Source organism: Acidiferrobacterales bacterium (assembly GCA_028820695.1).
Taxonomy (GTDB): Bacteria; Pseudomonadota; Gammaproteobacteria; order Arenicellales; family JAJDZL01; genus JAJDZL01.
In genome coordinates this window covers 36403-51998 of the sequence record JAPPIB010000027.1, presented here as the reverse complement: position 1 = coordinate 51998, position 15596 = coordinate 36403, and the positions used below count along the sequence as shown (strand labels likewise).

Annotated in this window: 13 protein-coding genes; 2 read left to right on the top strand and 11 right to left on the bottom strand. The window is 53.1% G+C overall.

Annotated elements, in window-relative coordinates; translation table 11 throughout:
• Window positions 1–349: 349 nt before the first annotated feature.
• Entirely contained in the window at window positions 350–1486 is a 1137-nt protein-coding gene (locus OXI60_04110; protein ID MDE0309000.1) for a carboxylate-amine ligase, read from the top strand.
• A 21-nt stretch (window positions 1487–1507) separates the two neighbouring features.
• Here the strand turns inward: OXI60_04110 and OXI60_04105 are convergent, their stop codons facing one another.
• The 3 genes from OXI60_04105 to OXI60_04095 are packed head-to-tail and all read right to left on the bottom strand — an operon-like array spanning window position 1508 to window position 4619.
• Window positions 1508–3103 carry a rhodanese-like domain-containing protein gene (locus OXI60_04105; protein ID MDE0308999.1) on the bottom strand — a complete coding sequence of 532 codons (1596 nt, stop codon included), beginning with the start codon at window positions 3101–3103 and terminating at the stop codon, window positions 1508–1510.
• On the bottom strand, window positions 3100–3693 hold the full coding sequence (locus tag OXI60_04100; protein MDE0308998.1) for a hypothetical protein: 594 nt from the start codon (window positions 3691–3693) through the stop codon (window positions 3100–3102). Before OXI60_04100 ends, OXI60_04105 begins: the two co-directional genes overlap by 4 nt.
• Window positions 3690–4619, bottom strand: coding sequence for a hypothetical protein (locus tag OXI60_04095; protein ID MDE0308997.1), 930 nt, complete (start codon window positions 4617–4619; stop codon window positions 3690–3692). The genes OXI60_04100 and OXI60_04095 overlap by 4 nt, the downstream gene beginning before the upstream one ends.
• Before the next feature lie 265 nt (window positions 4620–4884).
• Here OXI60_04095 and OXI60_04090 point away from each other — a divergent pair, with 265 nt between their 5' ends.
• Window positions 4885–5559: a GPP34 family phosphoprotein gene (locus OXI60_04090; protein ID MDE0308996.1), complete on the top strand. Its 675-nt coding sequence runs from the start codon at window positions 4885–4887 to the stop codon at window positions 5557–5559.
• Window positions 5560–5594: 35 nt separating this feature from the next.
• Here OXI60_04090 and OXI60_04085 read toward each other — a convergent pair whose 3' ends face one another.
• The 8 genes from OXI60_04085 to OXI60_04050 form a co-directional block, all read right to left on the bottom strand.
• Entirely contained in the window at window positions 5595–7223 is a 1629-nt protein-coding gene (locus OXI60_04085) for a TRAP transporter large permease subunit (protein ID MDE0308995.1), read from the bottom strand.
• Window positions 7220–7960, bottom strand: coding sequence for a TRAP transporter small permease subunit (locus tag OXI60_04080; protein MDE0308994.1), 741 nt, complete (start codon window positions 7958–7960; stop codon window positions 7220–7222). The genes OXI60_04085 and OXI60_04080 overlap by 4 nt, the downstream gene beginning before the upstream one ends.
• 518 nt (window positions 7961–8478) lie before the next feature.
• On the bottom strand, window positions 8479–11421 hold the full coding sequence (gene gcvP / locus OXI60_04075; protein MDE0308993.1) for an aminomethyl-transferring glycine dehydrogenase: 2943 nt from the start codon (window positions 11419–11421) through the stop codon (window positions 8479–8481).
• Window positions 11422–11521: 100 nt separating this feature from the next.
• Window positions 11522–11902 carry a glycine cleavage system protein GcvH gene (gene gcvH / locus OXI60_04070; GenBank protein MDE0308992.1) on the bottom strand — a complete coding sequence of 127 codons (381 nt, stop codon included), beginning with the start codon at window positions 11900–11902 and terminating at the stop codon, window positions 11522–11524.
• Window positions 11903–11934: 32 nt separating this feature from the next.
• A complete protein-coding gene (gcvT, locus tag OXI60_04065; protein MDE0308991.1) occupies window positions 11935–13044 on the bottom strand; it encodes a glycine cleavage system aminomethyltransferase GcvT in 1110 nt (369 codons plus the stop codon).
• Window positions 13045–13304: 260 nt separating this feature from the next.
• Window positions 13305–14261, bottom strand: a complete 957-nt coding sequence (locus OXI60_04060) for an acetoin utilization protein AcuC (GenBank protein MDE0308990.1) — start codon at window positions 14259–14261, stop codon at window positions 13305–13307.
• Window positions 14261–14689: a hypothetical protein gene (locus tag OXI60_04055; GenBank protein ID MDE0308989.1), complete on the bottom strand. Its 429-nt coding sequence runs from the start codon at window positions 14687–14689 to the stop codon at window positions 14261–14263. Before OXI60_04055 ends, OXI60_04060 begins: the two co-directional genes overlap by 1 nt.
• Complete coding sequence (locus OXI60_04050; protein ID MDE0308988.1) at window positions 14658–15584, bottom strand: ATP-binding cassette domain-containing protein; 927 nt, start codon at window positions 15582–15584, stop codon at window positions 14658–14660. The genes OXI60_04055 and OXI60_04050 overlap by 32 nt, the downstream gene beginning before the upstream one ends.
• Between the last annotated feature and the right edge of the window lie 12 nt (window positions 15585–15596).

Below are 15596 nucleotides of genomic sequence, written 5' to 3'. Positions count from 1 at the left end.
TAGAAAATGCCGCTTCGGTGTGTCAAAATGACAACTCGGAGACACGAATACGCACATCAAATCGTCTTGCTAGAAAGATCCACCCTCAGACGTTGAAGGATTACTCAGTCCAAAAAAGAATAAATTTGCCTTGACGCGGTTCCGCGCTGAATCGACCCTGATCCGGGAGGGCGTTATAATCTCGCATATCTGTTCGTTCAGTGTGTATGCATCAGGTTCACGCATCGACCATACACGCGTACCCGACATTTGGGGGAACAGATCAAAGTACCAGATCCTCAAGACGCAGTCATGCCGGTTCGAATGTTGACCAGGACGTTGAATTTAACCCTTCACTCAGGATAATCCAGTGAACGATCCACCTGAATTCACCATCGGAATTGAAGAAGAGTACCTTGTCGTCGACATCGGCACCCTGAACCTCGTCTCCAAGATGCCTCCGGCCCTGATGGAAGATTGTGCGAAAGAACTCGGGGGCCAGGTTGCCAAAGAACTTCTGCAGTGCCAGATTGAAGTCGGCACCAACGTCTGTACCAGCACTCAGGAACTCAGACAGGAACTCGTGCGACTGCGCGGCACGATCGCCGAAATCGCCCGCAGGCATGACTGCCTGATCATGGCCGCGTCGACCCACCCGTTTTCGTTTGGCACGACACAATTGACCCATGACGAAAGATATCTGGACCTCGCCGAACAGATGCAGCTGATCGTGCGCCGGCTGTACATCAGCGGTATGCACGTCCATGCGGGAATTCCAAACGACGAGCTGCGAATCGATCTGATGAACCAAGCTTCCTACATCCTGCCTCACCTTCTCGCACTGAGTACATCATCACCGTTCTGGAGGGGCGAGGATACCGGAATGAAATCCTATCGTGTATCTGTTTTCGATCAGTTGCCGAGAACCGGCCTGCCACCGCAGTTCCATAGCTATACGGATTACATGAGTCACGTCAATATCCTGGTTGATCTGGGTATCATCGAGGACGCCACTAAAATTTGGTGGGACCTGCGACCCAGCTGGCGCTACCCGACGCTTGAATCGCGATTGACGGACGTGTGCACCAATGTTGAAGACGCAATCACAGTGGCCTGTGTTTACCGGTGCTGGTTGAGATTGCTGCATCGGTTGAGATTGCAGAATCAACGCTGGCGGGAGTATTCAGCGTTTTTGGTGCAGGAGAACCGGTGGCGCGCCCAACGTTATGGTATTGACCGCGGACTGATTGACTTCGGACAGCGCAAGATTGTTGACTATCCGGACCTGGCCGAGGAGATTATCGAATTGACAGCCGAAGACGCGCAGTATTTTGATTGCGTCAAGGAGGTGAAGAATATCAGAAACATAATCAACCGGGGCACGAGCGCCCACCGGCAGCTGGCGATATACAACCAGTCAATCTCTGAAGGCCGGTCCAACGAACTGGCTTTGGTGGATGTGGTCAAGTTCATCGTCAAAGAGACCCTGGTCGGGGTCACGGACTGAATCCGTCACGCGAACGATCAACTAACAGAAAAACTCAACAGTACCATCGCGATCGGCCTGTTCCATGAGTTGGACTTCCCATTCAAGATAGGATCTCATTCTGTCTTCCTGATTTGTCTCATGATGGTACGGCTTGTCCCAGACATCAGTCACATCTGTCAGCAGATTGTCCATACCATCGCAGAGGGGGAAGCCGGCAGCCTTCCAACTGTGATTGCCGCCATTGAGAACGCGAATCAACTGTCTGGGATCTGACCTGATCAGGTCAGCGGCTGCCAGATGTGCCAGTAAACCATCCTCAGACGTGAGTACCAAAAGCCCGACCGGCTGATGAAAGACGAGTGCTGACTCAAGCCTTTGCCGGATACACCAGTGGGCTTGCGGAATATGACCTTGCCGATAGTTTCGGCTTGAGGACAGATCAACCACCATCATCTTCTCACCCGATTGCAATGCTGCTCTCAACTCTCCGGGCCTGATCGTCTCAAACTGCCGATAGCCCGCGACATGTTCCTTCCTTGCTCCCGATTCAAGTTCCATATCGTCTAATGAACCCTTGAGTACGTGAACATCGTGATGTCCCATCTGCATCAGCCATGAAGCCGTCATGATCGCACGCACTTCCTTGTTGTCGACCAGTACCGTACGGGCATTGCGAACAGCGATGAACTCATCGGTTGTCTGCACCAGCTGGCCTCCGGGGGCATGAATTGATCCGATCACATGTGCGGTCTCAAATTCTTGCTGCGTGCGGACATCAAAAACATACAGCGACCGCTCGGGATCGCGTTTCCATCCACACAACGTCGGATAGTCCACAAAGGAAACATCAAACCGCTCGGCAACCTGGTATGCGGCATCAACCGACTTGGAAAGATTTTCCTCCGATGGTGGCGCACCCTCCCGCGACTTTCCATGATCCAGTCGCAGCCCGGCCAGATGCCACCCCATCGTACCGTCCTTAAGCAGGCTGACATTGTTCGGAATCCGGGCGTTGATCAGCGACATGGCGCCAACAATGCTGCGAGTGCGGCCGGCACAGTTGACGACGACGTCGGTTTCAGGATTTGGAGCCACCTCGAATATCCGATAGACCAGTTCCGCTCCAGGCACGTCAATGGCACCGGGAATGCTCATTTCGTTGTACTCATCCATCGGACGGCTATCCAATACGACAATATCATCATTCGCTTGCAGGCGGGCGTGCAGTGTCTCGGCGAGTAATTCGGGTGGCTTTCTTTGCTCAAGCAGATACTCCCCAAAAGTCTTGCTGGGCACATTCAATCCTGAGAACAACTCAAGACCGGCAGCTTTCCAGCCATCGATTCCGCCCTTGAGTACACTGACATCCGTGTAGTCCAGATCTACCAGGCGATCACGTGCACGTCGAGCGGCTGTTTCCTTGCCCGGCGGACCGCTGTCATAGACGACAATCGGTACGCTGCGCCGGGGCAAAAGGTCACGAACCAGACATTCCAAGCGGCTCAGGGGGATATTGGTTGCCCAGAAAAGATGACAGTCGAAATAGATGCCTTGTTCCCGAACATCGATGATTGCAATCTCTTCACGCGCGAGGATGCGCTGCTTGAGCTGCGTCGCACCGATCTCGTGATTCATCGGGTCACGTATCCTGCATCAACGATATTGCTGCGATCCTTGAACTTCTTCCAGCTTTCGGTCGTGTTGTCGTAGTATTCACGCTCGGTCAGATATTCCAGACCAAGTCCATACATATGAAAATTGATAACGGTCTCGTCGTCGATGATATGAATGGAGTGCAGATCATCCGGAAGAAAACTGACTCCGGAACCGGGCCGCACCACGTGCGAACCGACCACTTCGACTCCACCGTTGCTGCGCCGATAGAACCGATTGAGTTCTTCGCCCCGGATACCGGTGATCGCCGCCCAGGTGTCATGGTTGTGCGCAGGCGTATTCGTCGGCGCACGCGCCGACTGGATATACAATGCAAATCGGTTGTCCTGTGGATCTTCCGAAATTCGATAGACGAACGACGAGTCTTCGGACCGGGGTTGCGGTGCTGGAAACTCGTTCTCTGTGAACCACTCGGTATGACTCGCGAGTTCTCGCAGCTGCAATTCGATCTGCTCAAGTCCGGTTGTGGTCACTCCGAGTGTTGCCTCTATGTTTCTGATGCGTTCGACTGTGGAACGCACTGCGTTTCGTCTGTGTTCGGTTGCAGTCATTGTCCTCCTCCCTGTGCGCGATATCTGTTGTGCGAAAACTCATCGCAGTCATCAAAAAAACGATTCATGGTTTTCGGCATCGGAACGCGCGCGCTTGATATGTATGCGATCAGATTGCGTCCCTGTTCAAATAGCAGGCAGCCGTCCAGAATTTCCTGCTCGATGTGACCTCTGTTGTCATCAAGAATCGTCTCGACCAACTCCTGCAACTGCTCGGAACTCTTCACAAACTTCGGCCAGATGGAAAAATAGTCCGGATCGGTTTTCATGATTTCACAGTTGAGTTTTGCGAATTGCGCATAGTCATCCAGTATCGGCCATGCATTTTCGAATTCCGCAAAGGACTCCAGCGTTTGTACCAGAACGTCATTGATTCGGTCGATATCCCGCATTGTCTGTGCGATCTTGATGTATCTGGAATCGTAGAAATCGACGGTCGACATCGAGAATGCCTTGAGCGGCTCTCCCCACAACTCGTCGATCCCCTCGTTGCCGCTGATATGTCGAACCGACTTTCCCAATTCCATCGCCTCGGAAAGACACTCGCCGCACTGCTTCACCAATTCGTTGTCCAGACTGATGTGGACACCTTTGTCCTCAAGCTCCACCACCGATGTAATGATGTCGGTCGCCCGGTTGAAGAGGGCGCCTGCCAGCATCGCTGCGTTAACCCGTTTCTCCTGTTTTGACTCCGCCTCCTCATAGGCCAGCCTGGCACGCTCAAGATTTTCTCCAGGCGTGTTGATTCCGGGTTCTGTATGGTGGAACGTTCTTCTCGTCAGTCCGGAAATCAAATTCTTTTTTGCTGTCCAGGTCTCCTGGGGCGGGCTGTAATAGCGTATCCAATATCCGTCAAAGAAAACTCGTTTGACATTGTCAATTTCGGATACTTCGCCGTTGTTCAAATGCGATTCCGAATCTGTCATGCTGTGGTTCCGGTCCGTCTTTGCGCTGCGCGGATTCATTTTTGTGCGGTCAAATCACCATTACACCATTGAAGTGAGGTGTATCCGGTCTGAGCGCGACTGCGTCAGCTCAATCAGTCAAAATAATACATTAACCGCACAAATTCGCCCCGAAAATTTGCCAAATTTGCATTTGGGCAATTGTTCGACTTAAAATTAGTCAGGCCAATCAAAATAAGGCATTGCAATTGAACTTGGAATACACGCCTCATATGGAGTTGCAATCTTGAGCGACAGCACCGAAAGTAGAAATGTTACTATCGCGGAAGAGGTCCTGCTTCTGCTACTGGACGAAAAAAAGGGAACTTTGATCCAAGTTCCCCAGTTGACACTGCATTTCGTTCTTGCCGGCGCCGTATTGATGGAGTTGGCTATCCGAAACAGGGTAGACAACGATCTTCATTCATTTTTCGTCATCAATACAGACCCGACCGGTGAACCGGTTCTTGATGGCGTGCTGGCTAAAATCAGCAGTGCCGAAAATAATCAGGACTCGAAGTACTGGGTCAACGCCATCGCCGACGAGGGCGGGGACCTTCTCGAAAACAGTATCAACCGGTTGATCGAAAGAGGCATTTTAGGCAGGACCGAAAAAAAGATCTTATGGCTGGTCAAAACCGAGTCCTATTCGACGATCGACGACACTGTTGAAAGAGAGAGCAAGCGACGTGTCTTGAACCTTCTGTACAGCGATGAGATTCCGGATCAGGAAGACATCGTCCTGCTATGTCTTTTGGATGCCAGTAATATGCTTCGCGCACTGATCGGCCAGGCAGAGCTTGCCCGATTGCGGCCCCGGATCGACCAGATCATCCAACTCGACCTGATCGGTCAGGCAACTACAAAATTGATTCGGGAAATTCAGGTGGCCTTGGTCGCGGCTCATGCGCCGCTGTTCTGAACCGCTGACAGGACACCGGCTCAATTGGCGATCGACTAAGGCCCGAATATCGCGCTCGGCAACCATGTCGCAAGAGCCGGGAAGAACCAAAGCGCCACCAACATCAGCAACTGTATCAGTACAAAGGGGATGACGCCTTTGTAGATCTGCATGGTCTGGACCGATGAAGGTGCCACACCGCGAAGATAAAAAAGAGAAAAACCGAAAGGTGGCGTCAGAAATGAAGTCTGAATGTTGACGGCCATCATCACGCCCAGCCACACCGGATTCATCGGCACACCGGGTGCAATCTCCATCTGAAGCAGTACCGGACCCACGATCGGCACGACGATAAAAATAATTTCCAAAAAGTCGAGGATGAAACCCAGCAGGAACATCACCAGCATGACCAGCAACAGGACGGTCAGCGTTCCGCCTGGCAGGTTATGCAGCACGGCCTCAACCACCTCATCGCCGTTCAGACCCCGAAATACAAGCGAGAACATTGATGCTCCGATCAGGATCACAAAAACCATGGTCGACACGATCAGGGTCTGTTGCATGATTTGCGGTAAGATGGAATCACCCTTCCGGTCCCGCGTGCCGTAAACACGCAATATCGCGGTGAGAATTCCCAGCACCAGTCCCAGCGCGCAAACCAGAGCCACGAACACCGCTGTCCACTCCATCGCGGTAAGCGTCTGTCTTTGCATCCTGAGATCGAACAGCAACGTTATCAGCAGCATGACCGCGAGACAGATTGCGCCAGTCGCGATCAGACGTCCGCGTCCTGGATCCACTTTGTAGCCGGCCATCATCAGTGCGCCAATCCCGCCCATGGCGGCGGACTCGGTGGGTGAGGCCAATCCGGCCAGGATCGAGCCTAGCACCGCGACAATCAGGGCCAGCGGTGCGAACAGTGTCGACACCATCGTTCTCAGCATGGTTTTGTCTTCTAGTGTCGTAATCTCATCACGCGGGACTGCCGGGCAGGCGTCAGGACGGGTGATCGCAATGAAGATCTGGTAAATGATGTACATGCCGACGAGTACAAGACCAGGAATCAGTGCGCCCGCGAACAGGTCGTTGACCGATAGTGCGGCAGGTGAGAAATTTCCCTTCGAAAACTGTGCCTGCTGGAATGCGGTTGACAGTTGATCGCCCAGAAGAACCAGGACAATCGAAGGTGGTATGACCTGGCCCAGTGTGCCGGACGCGCAGATGGAGCCGCAAGCGAATGATGGGCTGTAGCCGCGACGCAGCATGGTCGGCAAAGACAGCAGTCCCATCGTGACAACAGTTGCACCCACGATGCCGGTCGACGCGGCGAGCAAAGCGCCGACTATGCATACCGAATATCCCAGGCCACCTCGTATGCTGCCGAACAGTCTGCCCATGTTATCCAGCAGTTCTTCGGCAATTTTCGACTTCTCCAAAGTCACTCCCATAAACACAAAAAGAGGTACAGCGACCAGCACCTCATTGCGCATGATCGAGAATATTCTCTGCGGCAAGGCGGAGATATAGGCTAGATCAAACAACCCGAATGCGGCGGCGACAAATGCGAAAAGCAATGAGGCGCCCGCCAGGCTGAATGCCACCGGGAAACCGAACAGCAAAAGCACGATCACCGAAACGAACAGTGCCGCACACAGGAATTCAGGTGTTGTCAGTAACGCAATCATTCGAGTGCCCGATGTCGGGACGATTTATCGGGAGGGGCCGTGAGTTGCAAAACACTGCGGACCGCCAATGAGATGCCCTCAATGACGAGCAGGACCGAAAATACGAGAATGACCGTCTTGAACAGGTAAATGTACTGCAGTCCCGCCGTTTCGGCAGAACCTTCCCTTACCGCCCAGGAATTGAGAACAAATGACCACGCAAAGTCGAAATTCACGATACAGAAGGGAAGCAGCAATATCGCCGAGCCGACAAGATTGATCCAGGCTTTGGTTCGTTCTGTCATCTCGCGGTAAAACACGTCAAGTCGGACGTGTCCCTCTTTTGCCAGCGTGTAGCCGGCACCAAGCATGAACAAAAGGCCATGCATGTACCAGATCGACTCTTGCATCTGTATCGACCCGTAGGTGAAAACGTAGCGCATGATGACGACCACAAACTGCATCAACGTCATGAAAAGCACCAGCCATGCCACAAACCGACCGATCACTGTGTTGAACAGCGTGAGGCAGGAGGCAGTCCGCTGCAAAGCGCTTCGATATCCATCCATCGATTTCGCAACTTCCCTGTCAGCTTGAAAACTGCGGATGATCTGATGTGGCTCAGAGCGAAACATCAGCACGACAGGAATGACAAGGAAAGCGGCGACCGTCGTCAAGACCAGCGCATAAACAGTTATGCTGAACACAAACGGCAGTCGGTCCAGAGAATGCCAAAGTTCTATCAAATCAATATTCACTTGAAACAACCAAGGTCACGTGTCAGTGAGACTGGACATCACATCCAGAGAATTGAGGGTCTGCCGTCTTTGCCGGCAAAGTCCTCGCGGTATGACATCACACTTCGAACAACCAATCTTGCAGATGTCCTCAAAATGGCGAATCCGCTCCACTATTATGGAGGGGTTCACCCGTTTTGACCACAAATGAACCAACAGTACTGGGGAATAATAGTCCATCGGCAGGTGCTGATTCGTGCTTGTCTTGCCAGACAACCTGAACATCGCCGGAGCATCCTGTCGGGAAGTCGTCAATTCATCATCGGTCTCTCGGGTCACCGGGTCGGTGTTTCCAGCGGTGACAGAACATCGCGAACGGCGTCGCCGATGACGTCGAGTCGCGCTGGAATCAGGCTGAACAGCGCAGATGCAAAGAACGAATTCGTAAACTTTCGGCCTTGACGGTCATCTCGCCATCTGACATGTCGGCGACCCGGTCTGCAAGTCGCTCACCATCGCGCCAAGGTCACAATGGTGGTCTAGGCGGCTTCGGACTCGGCTGCTCCCTCGTCACTCCAGGCAGAGATGGGCGGACAACTGCAAATCAACTCGCGATCGCCGTGGACATTGTCGATTCTACCTACCGGCGGCCAGTACTTGTCATGCCATACCCACTTCAATGGAAAGAATGCCTGTTCCCTGGAGTACGGCAAATCCCAATGATCCTGCACGAGCAAGTCGAATGTGTGAGGTGCGTTCTTCAGAGGATTGTTGTCAGGGTCCAGCTTGCCGGACTCAATGTCATCGATCTCCTGGCGAATTGCGATCAGCGCATCACAGAAGCGATCGATTTCACGCATGGCTTCACTTTCGGTCGGCTCAATCATCATGGTGTCCGCCACGGGAAATGACACTGTCGGTGCATGGAACCCGAAATCAATCAGTCGTTTTGCGACATCCTCAACTGTAATACCTGTCGACTTCTTGATGTGTCGCAGGTCCACGATGCATTCATGGGCTACCCGACCATTTCTTCCCTTGTAGAGAATCGGAAAGTGGGGGTCCAACTTCATTGCCATGTAGTTTGCATTCAGAATCGCAATCTGGGTGGCGAACTGCAATCCTTTCGCGCCCATCAATGAAATGTAAGCCCAGGAAATAGGCAGTATACCGGCCGATCCCCAGGGTGCGGCCGAGATGGTACCCACGGTCTGCCTGTTGCCGGCATACGGATTTACACCTTCGACGACGGCATGATCCGGGAGATAGGGTGCAAGATGCGGTTTGACGCCGATGGGTCCCACACCCGGGCCACCGCCACCATGGGGTATGCAGAATGTCTTATGCAGATTCAGGTGGGCGACGTCCGCACCGATGTCCGCGGGACGGGCAATTCCAACCATGGCATTCATATTCGCACCGTCCAGGTATACCTGGGCACCGTGCTGATGAACCATGTCACAAATATCTACAATCGCTTCCTCGAATACGCCATGTGTCGATGGGTAAGTAATCATCAAGGCCGCCACTTCACCACTGTACTTTTTCAGTTTTTCAGCCAGGTCCGAAACTTGCACGTTGCCCTGATCATCACACTTCACGACAACGATGCGCATTCCAGCCAAGGCGGCACTGGCCGGATTCGTGCCATGTGCGGATTGCGGAATCAGGCAGATATTGCGGTGACCTTGTCGCTGCTCTTCCAGATAGCGCTTGATTACCAGAAGTCCGGCATACTCGCCCTGCGAGCCGGCGTTTGGCTGGAACGAAATCGCGCTGAATCCGGTTATTTCGCAGAGCATGGCCTCCAACTCTTCGACCAGCTGGTGATATCCTTGCGTCTGATCCAGCGGTGCGAATGGATGAATTGCACTGAACTTGTGAAAGGTGACCGGGGTCATTTCCGTTGTAGAGTTGAGCTTCATCGTACACGATCCCAACGGAATCATGGATCGGTTCAATGCAATGTCTTTCTGTCCAAGCTGACGGATAAAGCGAAGCATCAGCGTTTCGGAGTGATACTGACTGAAATTCGGATGGGTCATGAACGCACTGGTTCGCCTCAGTTCCTGCGGGATGGAATCGCCTATTTCAGCGTCAAGCTGGTCAATCGTGATTCTCGAATTGGCGTGTGTGTCGAAAATACTCCACAGACGTTCCAGATGTACTCTTTTTGTTGTCTCGTCAAACGAAATCCCCAGTTGGTCGGCATTGACAACGCGCAGGTTGATGCGGATTTCTCGGGCACGTGCCGCAATACGCCGCGCCTGACCGTGCGCACTGATGGTCACAGTATCAAAATAGCTATCGTGTACCGTTTCGTAGCCGAGCCGGCGAATTCCTTCTGCTGCGATCTGCATGAATCGGTGAACTTTTGCGGCAATGGCTGTCAGGCCGTCGGGGCCGTGATAGGCGCCATACATGCCGGCGACCACCGCCAGTAACACCTGGGCGGTGCAGATATTGCTGGTGGCCTTGTCTCGGCGAATGTGCTGTTCACGGGTTTGCAAAGCCATACGAAGCGCGGGCTTACCGCTGGAGTCGACCGATACTCCGATCAGGCGACCGGGGATTGTTCTTCGAAACTCCGAACGGGTTGCGAGAAAGGCTGCATGCGGGCCGCCATACGCCATTGGCACTCCGAATCTCTGACTGTTGCCGATGACGATGTCAGCTCCGAACTCTCCCGGTGGTTTCAGCAGGCAAAGAGCGAGCAAATCGGTCGCGACCGTGACAATCGCCTTGGCGGAGTGTGCGCTGTCCACAACTTTCGAAATGTCAAACACTCTGCCGCTGGACGCGGGGTACTGCAAAAGAACGCCGAAGAAGTTATTCTCTGTCTCGACGAGGTCTTCGATATCACCGACTACCACGTCGTAACCGAGTGACCGGGCGCGAGTCTCGACCACCGCGATTGTCTGGGGATGACAGTCGTCGGAAACCAGGAACTTCCTTGACTTTACTTTCGCGATGCGCTGTGCCATCGTCATTGCTTCGGCCGCTGCCGTCGCCTCGTCAAGCAATGATGCGTTGGCCAGATCCATTGCGGTCAGATCAGCTACCATTTCCTGAAAAATCAACAACGCCTGCAGGCGACCTTGGCTGACTTCGGCCTGATAAGGCGTGTATGCCGTATACCAACCCGGGTCTTCGAATATGTTTCTTCGAATCACCCCTGGCAGAACCGTTGCGTGGTAGCCCATGCCGATCATCGAGGTCATGACCACATTGCGTTCACGCATTCTTCGTATGTAACTGATTGTTTCGTTCTCGCCTTCGGGTATTGGCAGATCCATGCGCTGATTGAAGCGGATATTCGGCGGAACTGTCTGATCAATCAGTTCATCGAGTGACTTTAGGCCAAGCGCCTCCAGCATTTGCTGAATCTGAGGCGCCCCGGGGCCTATATGCCGACGAACGAAGTCGTTCTCGACTTCCAATTGGTCAAGGTTCGGTAAAAAATTGGATTGATCTTTAGACATCGAAATTCCGGTCTGGGTATGGCAGTTGTGGGATTTTATGGCGCATCACAGGCATGCCGGTCATCGTGTTTCTCCATTGCGAACAGCCACACAACGAAAATCATTCAAGACTGGCAACGTATTCGTTATATTCGTCTTCACCGAGAAGATCGTTCAGCTCTTCGGGACTGGACATCTCCAACTTGCAAAACCAGCCATCCTCGGTCGGATTCTCATTGACCAGTTCGGGTCGTTCCTCCAATTCCTCATTGCTCTCCACAACCGTACCGGATACGGGTGATCTCAACTCTGCTGCCGCCTTGACAGATTCGATCACCGCGATCTCATCCGACGCATCAACGCTGACGTCGACTTGCGGAAGCTCAATAAAAACGATATCACCGAGTTGGTCCTGAGCGAAATCGGTTATTCCAATTTCAACAATATTCTCGGAAACAACCCGAACCCATTCATGATCCTGTGTATATCGAATCTCACTCATTTTTGATACCCTCCAGTAGGGATGTTTGATATCTATGCAACAGTGCGATATTGATGTCTGACAAAAGGTAATCTTACGACTTCAGCGGAAACCAGGGATTTTCGAACTTCAAGGTTGACGGTTGTCCCAACGCTTGCCTGTGACAATTCGACATAACCCAGCGCAATCGGAATCTGCACAGTCGGCGTAAGCATACCGCTGGTTACGATGCCGATCTGGGTACCGTCGGCCGAAAGGATTTTGGTGTCCCTGCGGGCTAGTACCTTGGTATGCAGACGCAGGCCGACCAGGCGTCGCGTCGGCCCTTGGTCCAACTGCTTCAGTATGACATCGGCACCAGGAAACCCACCTTCCCGCTCACCGCCGAGACGCCGGACTTTTGGAATTGTCCAATGGATACCCGCCTCGACAGGCGTCGTCGCGGTATCCATGTCCTGTCCGTACAGTCTCAGTCCCGCTTCGAGCCGCAACGAATCCCGCGCCCCGAGTCCGGCAGGCTTGACTCCCGGCTGTTTCAGCAGCTTGCGGACCAGTTCTTCCGCATTGCGTGCCGCTACCGAGATTTCAAATCCATCCTCTCCGGTATAGCCGGAACGACTCACAGTGCACGATACACCGTTTAAGTCAAACTTATCGATGGTCAGGAACTCAAGTTCGGCAATGTCAGGATTGAACGCCGCCAGCACCTGCTCGGCTTTCGGGCCTTGCAATGCCAACAGGGCGTTTTCAGAATGTTCAACGATTGAAGATGCCGCAACGTTCTCGCGCAAGTGTTTCAGATCCTGCTGCTTGCAGGCGGCGTTCACCACCACGAAGTAGTCCGCACCCAATTTCGACGCGATGAGATCGTCAAGAATTCCGCCCTGGTTGTTGGTAAGGCAGCAATACTTCATTTTTCCAGACGGCAATTCCATAAGGTCAGTCGGAATCAGAGCCTCCAGGACTCTGGCTGCGTCAGCACCAACAACGCTGAATTGTCCCATGTGCGATATGTCGAACAGGCTCGCTTGTGTTCTGGTGTGGTTATGTTCGGCAATGATTTTCTCAGGATACCAGATCGGCATGGAATAACCGGCAAAAGGCCCCATTTTTGCGCCAAGTTCCAGATGAAGACTGTTCAGGGGACTGACTAGAAGAGACAATTTATTCTCGCGTCCAGGTGCGTTGTGGAAATCAAGGTCTGGTACTGATCAATCGCGACCCGAAACAGGTTGCGAAATCCGGCAGTTCCAGGCACGAAACAAGATCCGATATCTCACATTATTCCGCTTTGGCATCGGAGGATTGACGGGATAGGAATTTTACAGCAATTGGACTTGAGAATCACCACGGAATCTGGCTGTCATGTGTGTTCGCTGAGACTGGTTCAATTGTCAGAAACCACCCGACAACAATGTTGCGGCTAGGCGCTGTCAACCATTGCCTGCAGAACTTCGCACCAGCCGAGTGCGATATTGCGCCTGTTGTATCCGCCACCGCCCGTCGCTATGATTCTGCCCTCGCAGAATTCGTCAGCGATCTGACACAGCCTGCGGCATGCGTGTCCGTGGGCTTCGGGGGTAAACTCCATATGCGTGATCGGATCGCCGGCGATACTGTCAGCGCCCGCTTGCAAAATGATGAACTGCGGTTTGAACGCACGGATGAACTCTTCAATCTTCCCCCACGACTCAAAAAATACGTCGTTGCGACTGCCCGGCATCACCGGTATGTTCAATTTCGTCTGCGCGGCCTCGCCCTTGCCGGTCTCGTAAGCGAATCCAGTACCTGGATACAGAAATCGTCCATCCTCGTGAATATCGCCGATGATGACATCAGGATCTGACTCGAATGCATAGAACACGCCATCACCGTGATGGGCATCGATATCCACATACGCAATCCTCTGGATGCCATAGCGCTCGCGCAAGGTTTGGATCACGACGCCAAGATCACTGATCGCACAAAACCCGGCTGCCGAAGCGGGCCCGCAGTGATGAAGCCCGGCAATCGGAATGAATATCCGGCTGAGCTCACCTTTCATCATTCTGTCGATCGCATCAAGATCGCTGCCCACAACGTAGGATGACGCTTCAAACACACCGGGGAATACCGGCGTGTCGCCGCCATCCAGATAACCGGTGCCCTGTTTGGATTTCCGTTTGAGGAATTCCACGTAGCCAGGGTCATGAAAGCGAAGCAGATCGTCTTCGGCACAGGCTACCGGTGTGAGAACTTCCACCTGCTTGTCCAATCCGATTCGGACCGCCTCATTCCAGAATGCATCGTGGCGGTCCACACCGAACGGATGACCGGCGGGGAAGCCGTAGCGCTTCAGGTTTTCGCCGACATAAACACCGGTACGGACGGAATCTGTCATCACCAGCTTGTGACAACCATGCCAGATCGTTTTCGGGTTGACCCGGGGTTCTGATCGCCGGTTCGGTTGATGATGTAAGCAGGGCCGTTGTCCGGCGTGATTTCGATATACATCAATGTATCGCCGGATCGAAATTCCCTGACTGTCGAGGCGCCATACCGGTACTCGGTGTAGGTTATATTGCCGGAGGATTCGTCGGTATCGGCAGGCTCACTTACGATCGCGGTCGATTGGACGTCATCGGCAATGGTGATCGTCTCACCGCTCACGACTGCAGGCTGACTGGAGATTGTAACCTCATCGACCAGCGTGCCGCCCTGATCGGAATGAGCCGGTGCGGCCGCCAGCAAGAACAACGCCAAAGCGCAGCCCGATCGAAACCAGGTTGAGCCAGGATTATCGTTTGCCCGTGAGCTGACGGAATACATCCTCAAGTTTCCCTTTCTGTTCAGACAGTGTTCGTACATCCCAGCCGTTTGACTCCGCTACCTGCCACACCTGATCCACCAGCGAACGACCGGTTTTGGAAATCAATCGAAACGAATCATTGTTTTTGTTATACAACACGTCTGCAACTTCATCAATACCCAAAAGGAGTTGCCTGACCGCCTGAGAATCGCATCCGCTCAACCGAAGCTGAACCGAGTTGTGCAACTGTGACGCCTCAACCATGGTTGCAGGCGGCTGGTCCGCTACAATCTTTCCCTGATTGATGATCATCACCCGGTTGCAGACCGATTCCACTTCAGTCAGGATGTGTGTGGACAGGATGATCGCTTTTTTCCGGGAGATCTTTCCGATCAGGGCCGCGATCTGATCTTTCTGATTCGGGTCCAATCCGTCAGTTGGTTCATCGAGCACCAAAGCCTGGGGGTCATGCAGCAAAGCCTGTGCAATCCCGACTCTGCGCTTGTAGCCTTTTGACAACGTATGAATCGGCTGTTCGAGCACATCACCGATCTGGACGTCGGTGATCACCTCAGCGATCCGATTTGCAATTTGTGAATTGCCAATGCCGCGAATTCTGGCAATAAAGGTCAAAAACGACTGTACCGTCATGTCACCGTAAAGCGGAATGCCTTCGGGGAGATACCCGAGTCGTTTCTTGGCTTCGATAGGATCATGCGCCATTGCAATGCCCTCGATGTGTACTGAACCGAGATCAGGGTCGAGGAAGCCGGCAATCATTTTCATCGTGGTCGACTTGCCTGCACCGTTCGGTCCGAGAAAGCCGAGCACCTCCCCCCTGCGCACAGAAAATGTCAGGTCATCAACCGCAACGGTCTGACCGAACCGTTTCGTGAGATTTGCGACGCTGATCATTGAGTCTGACAT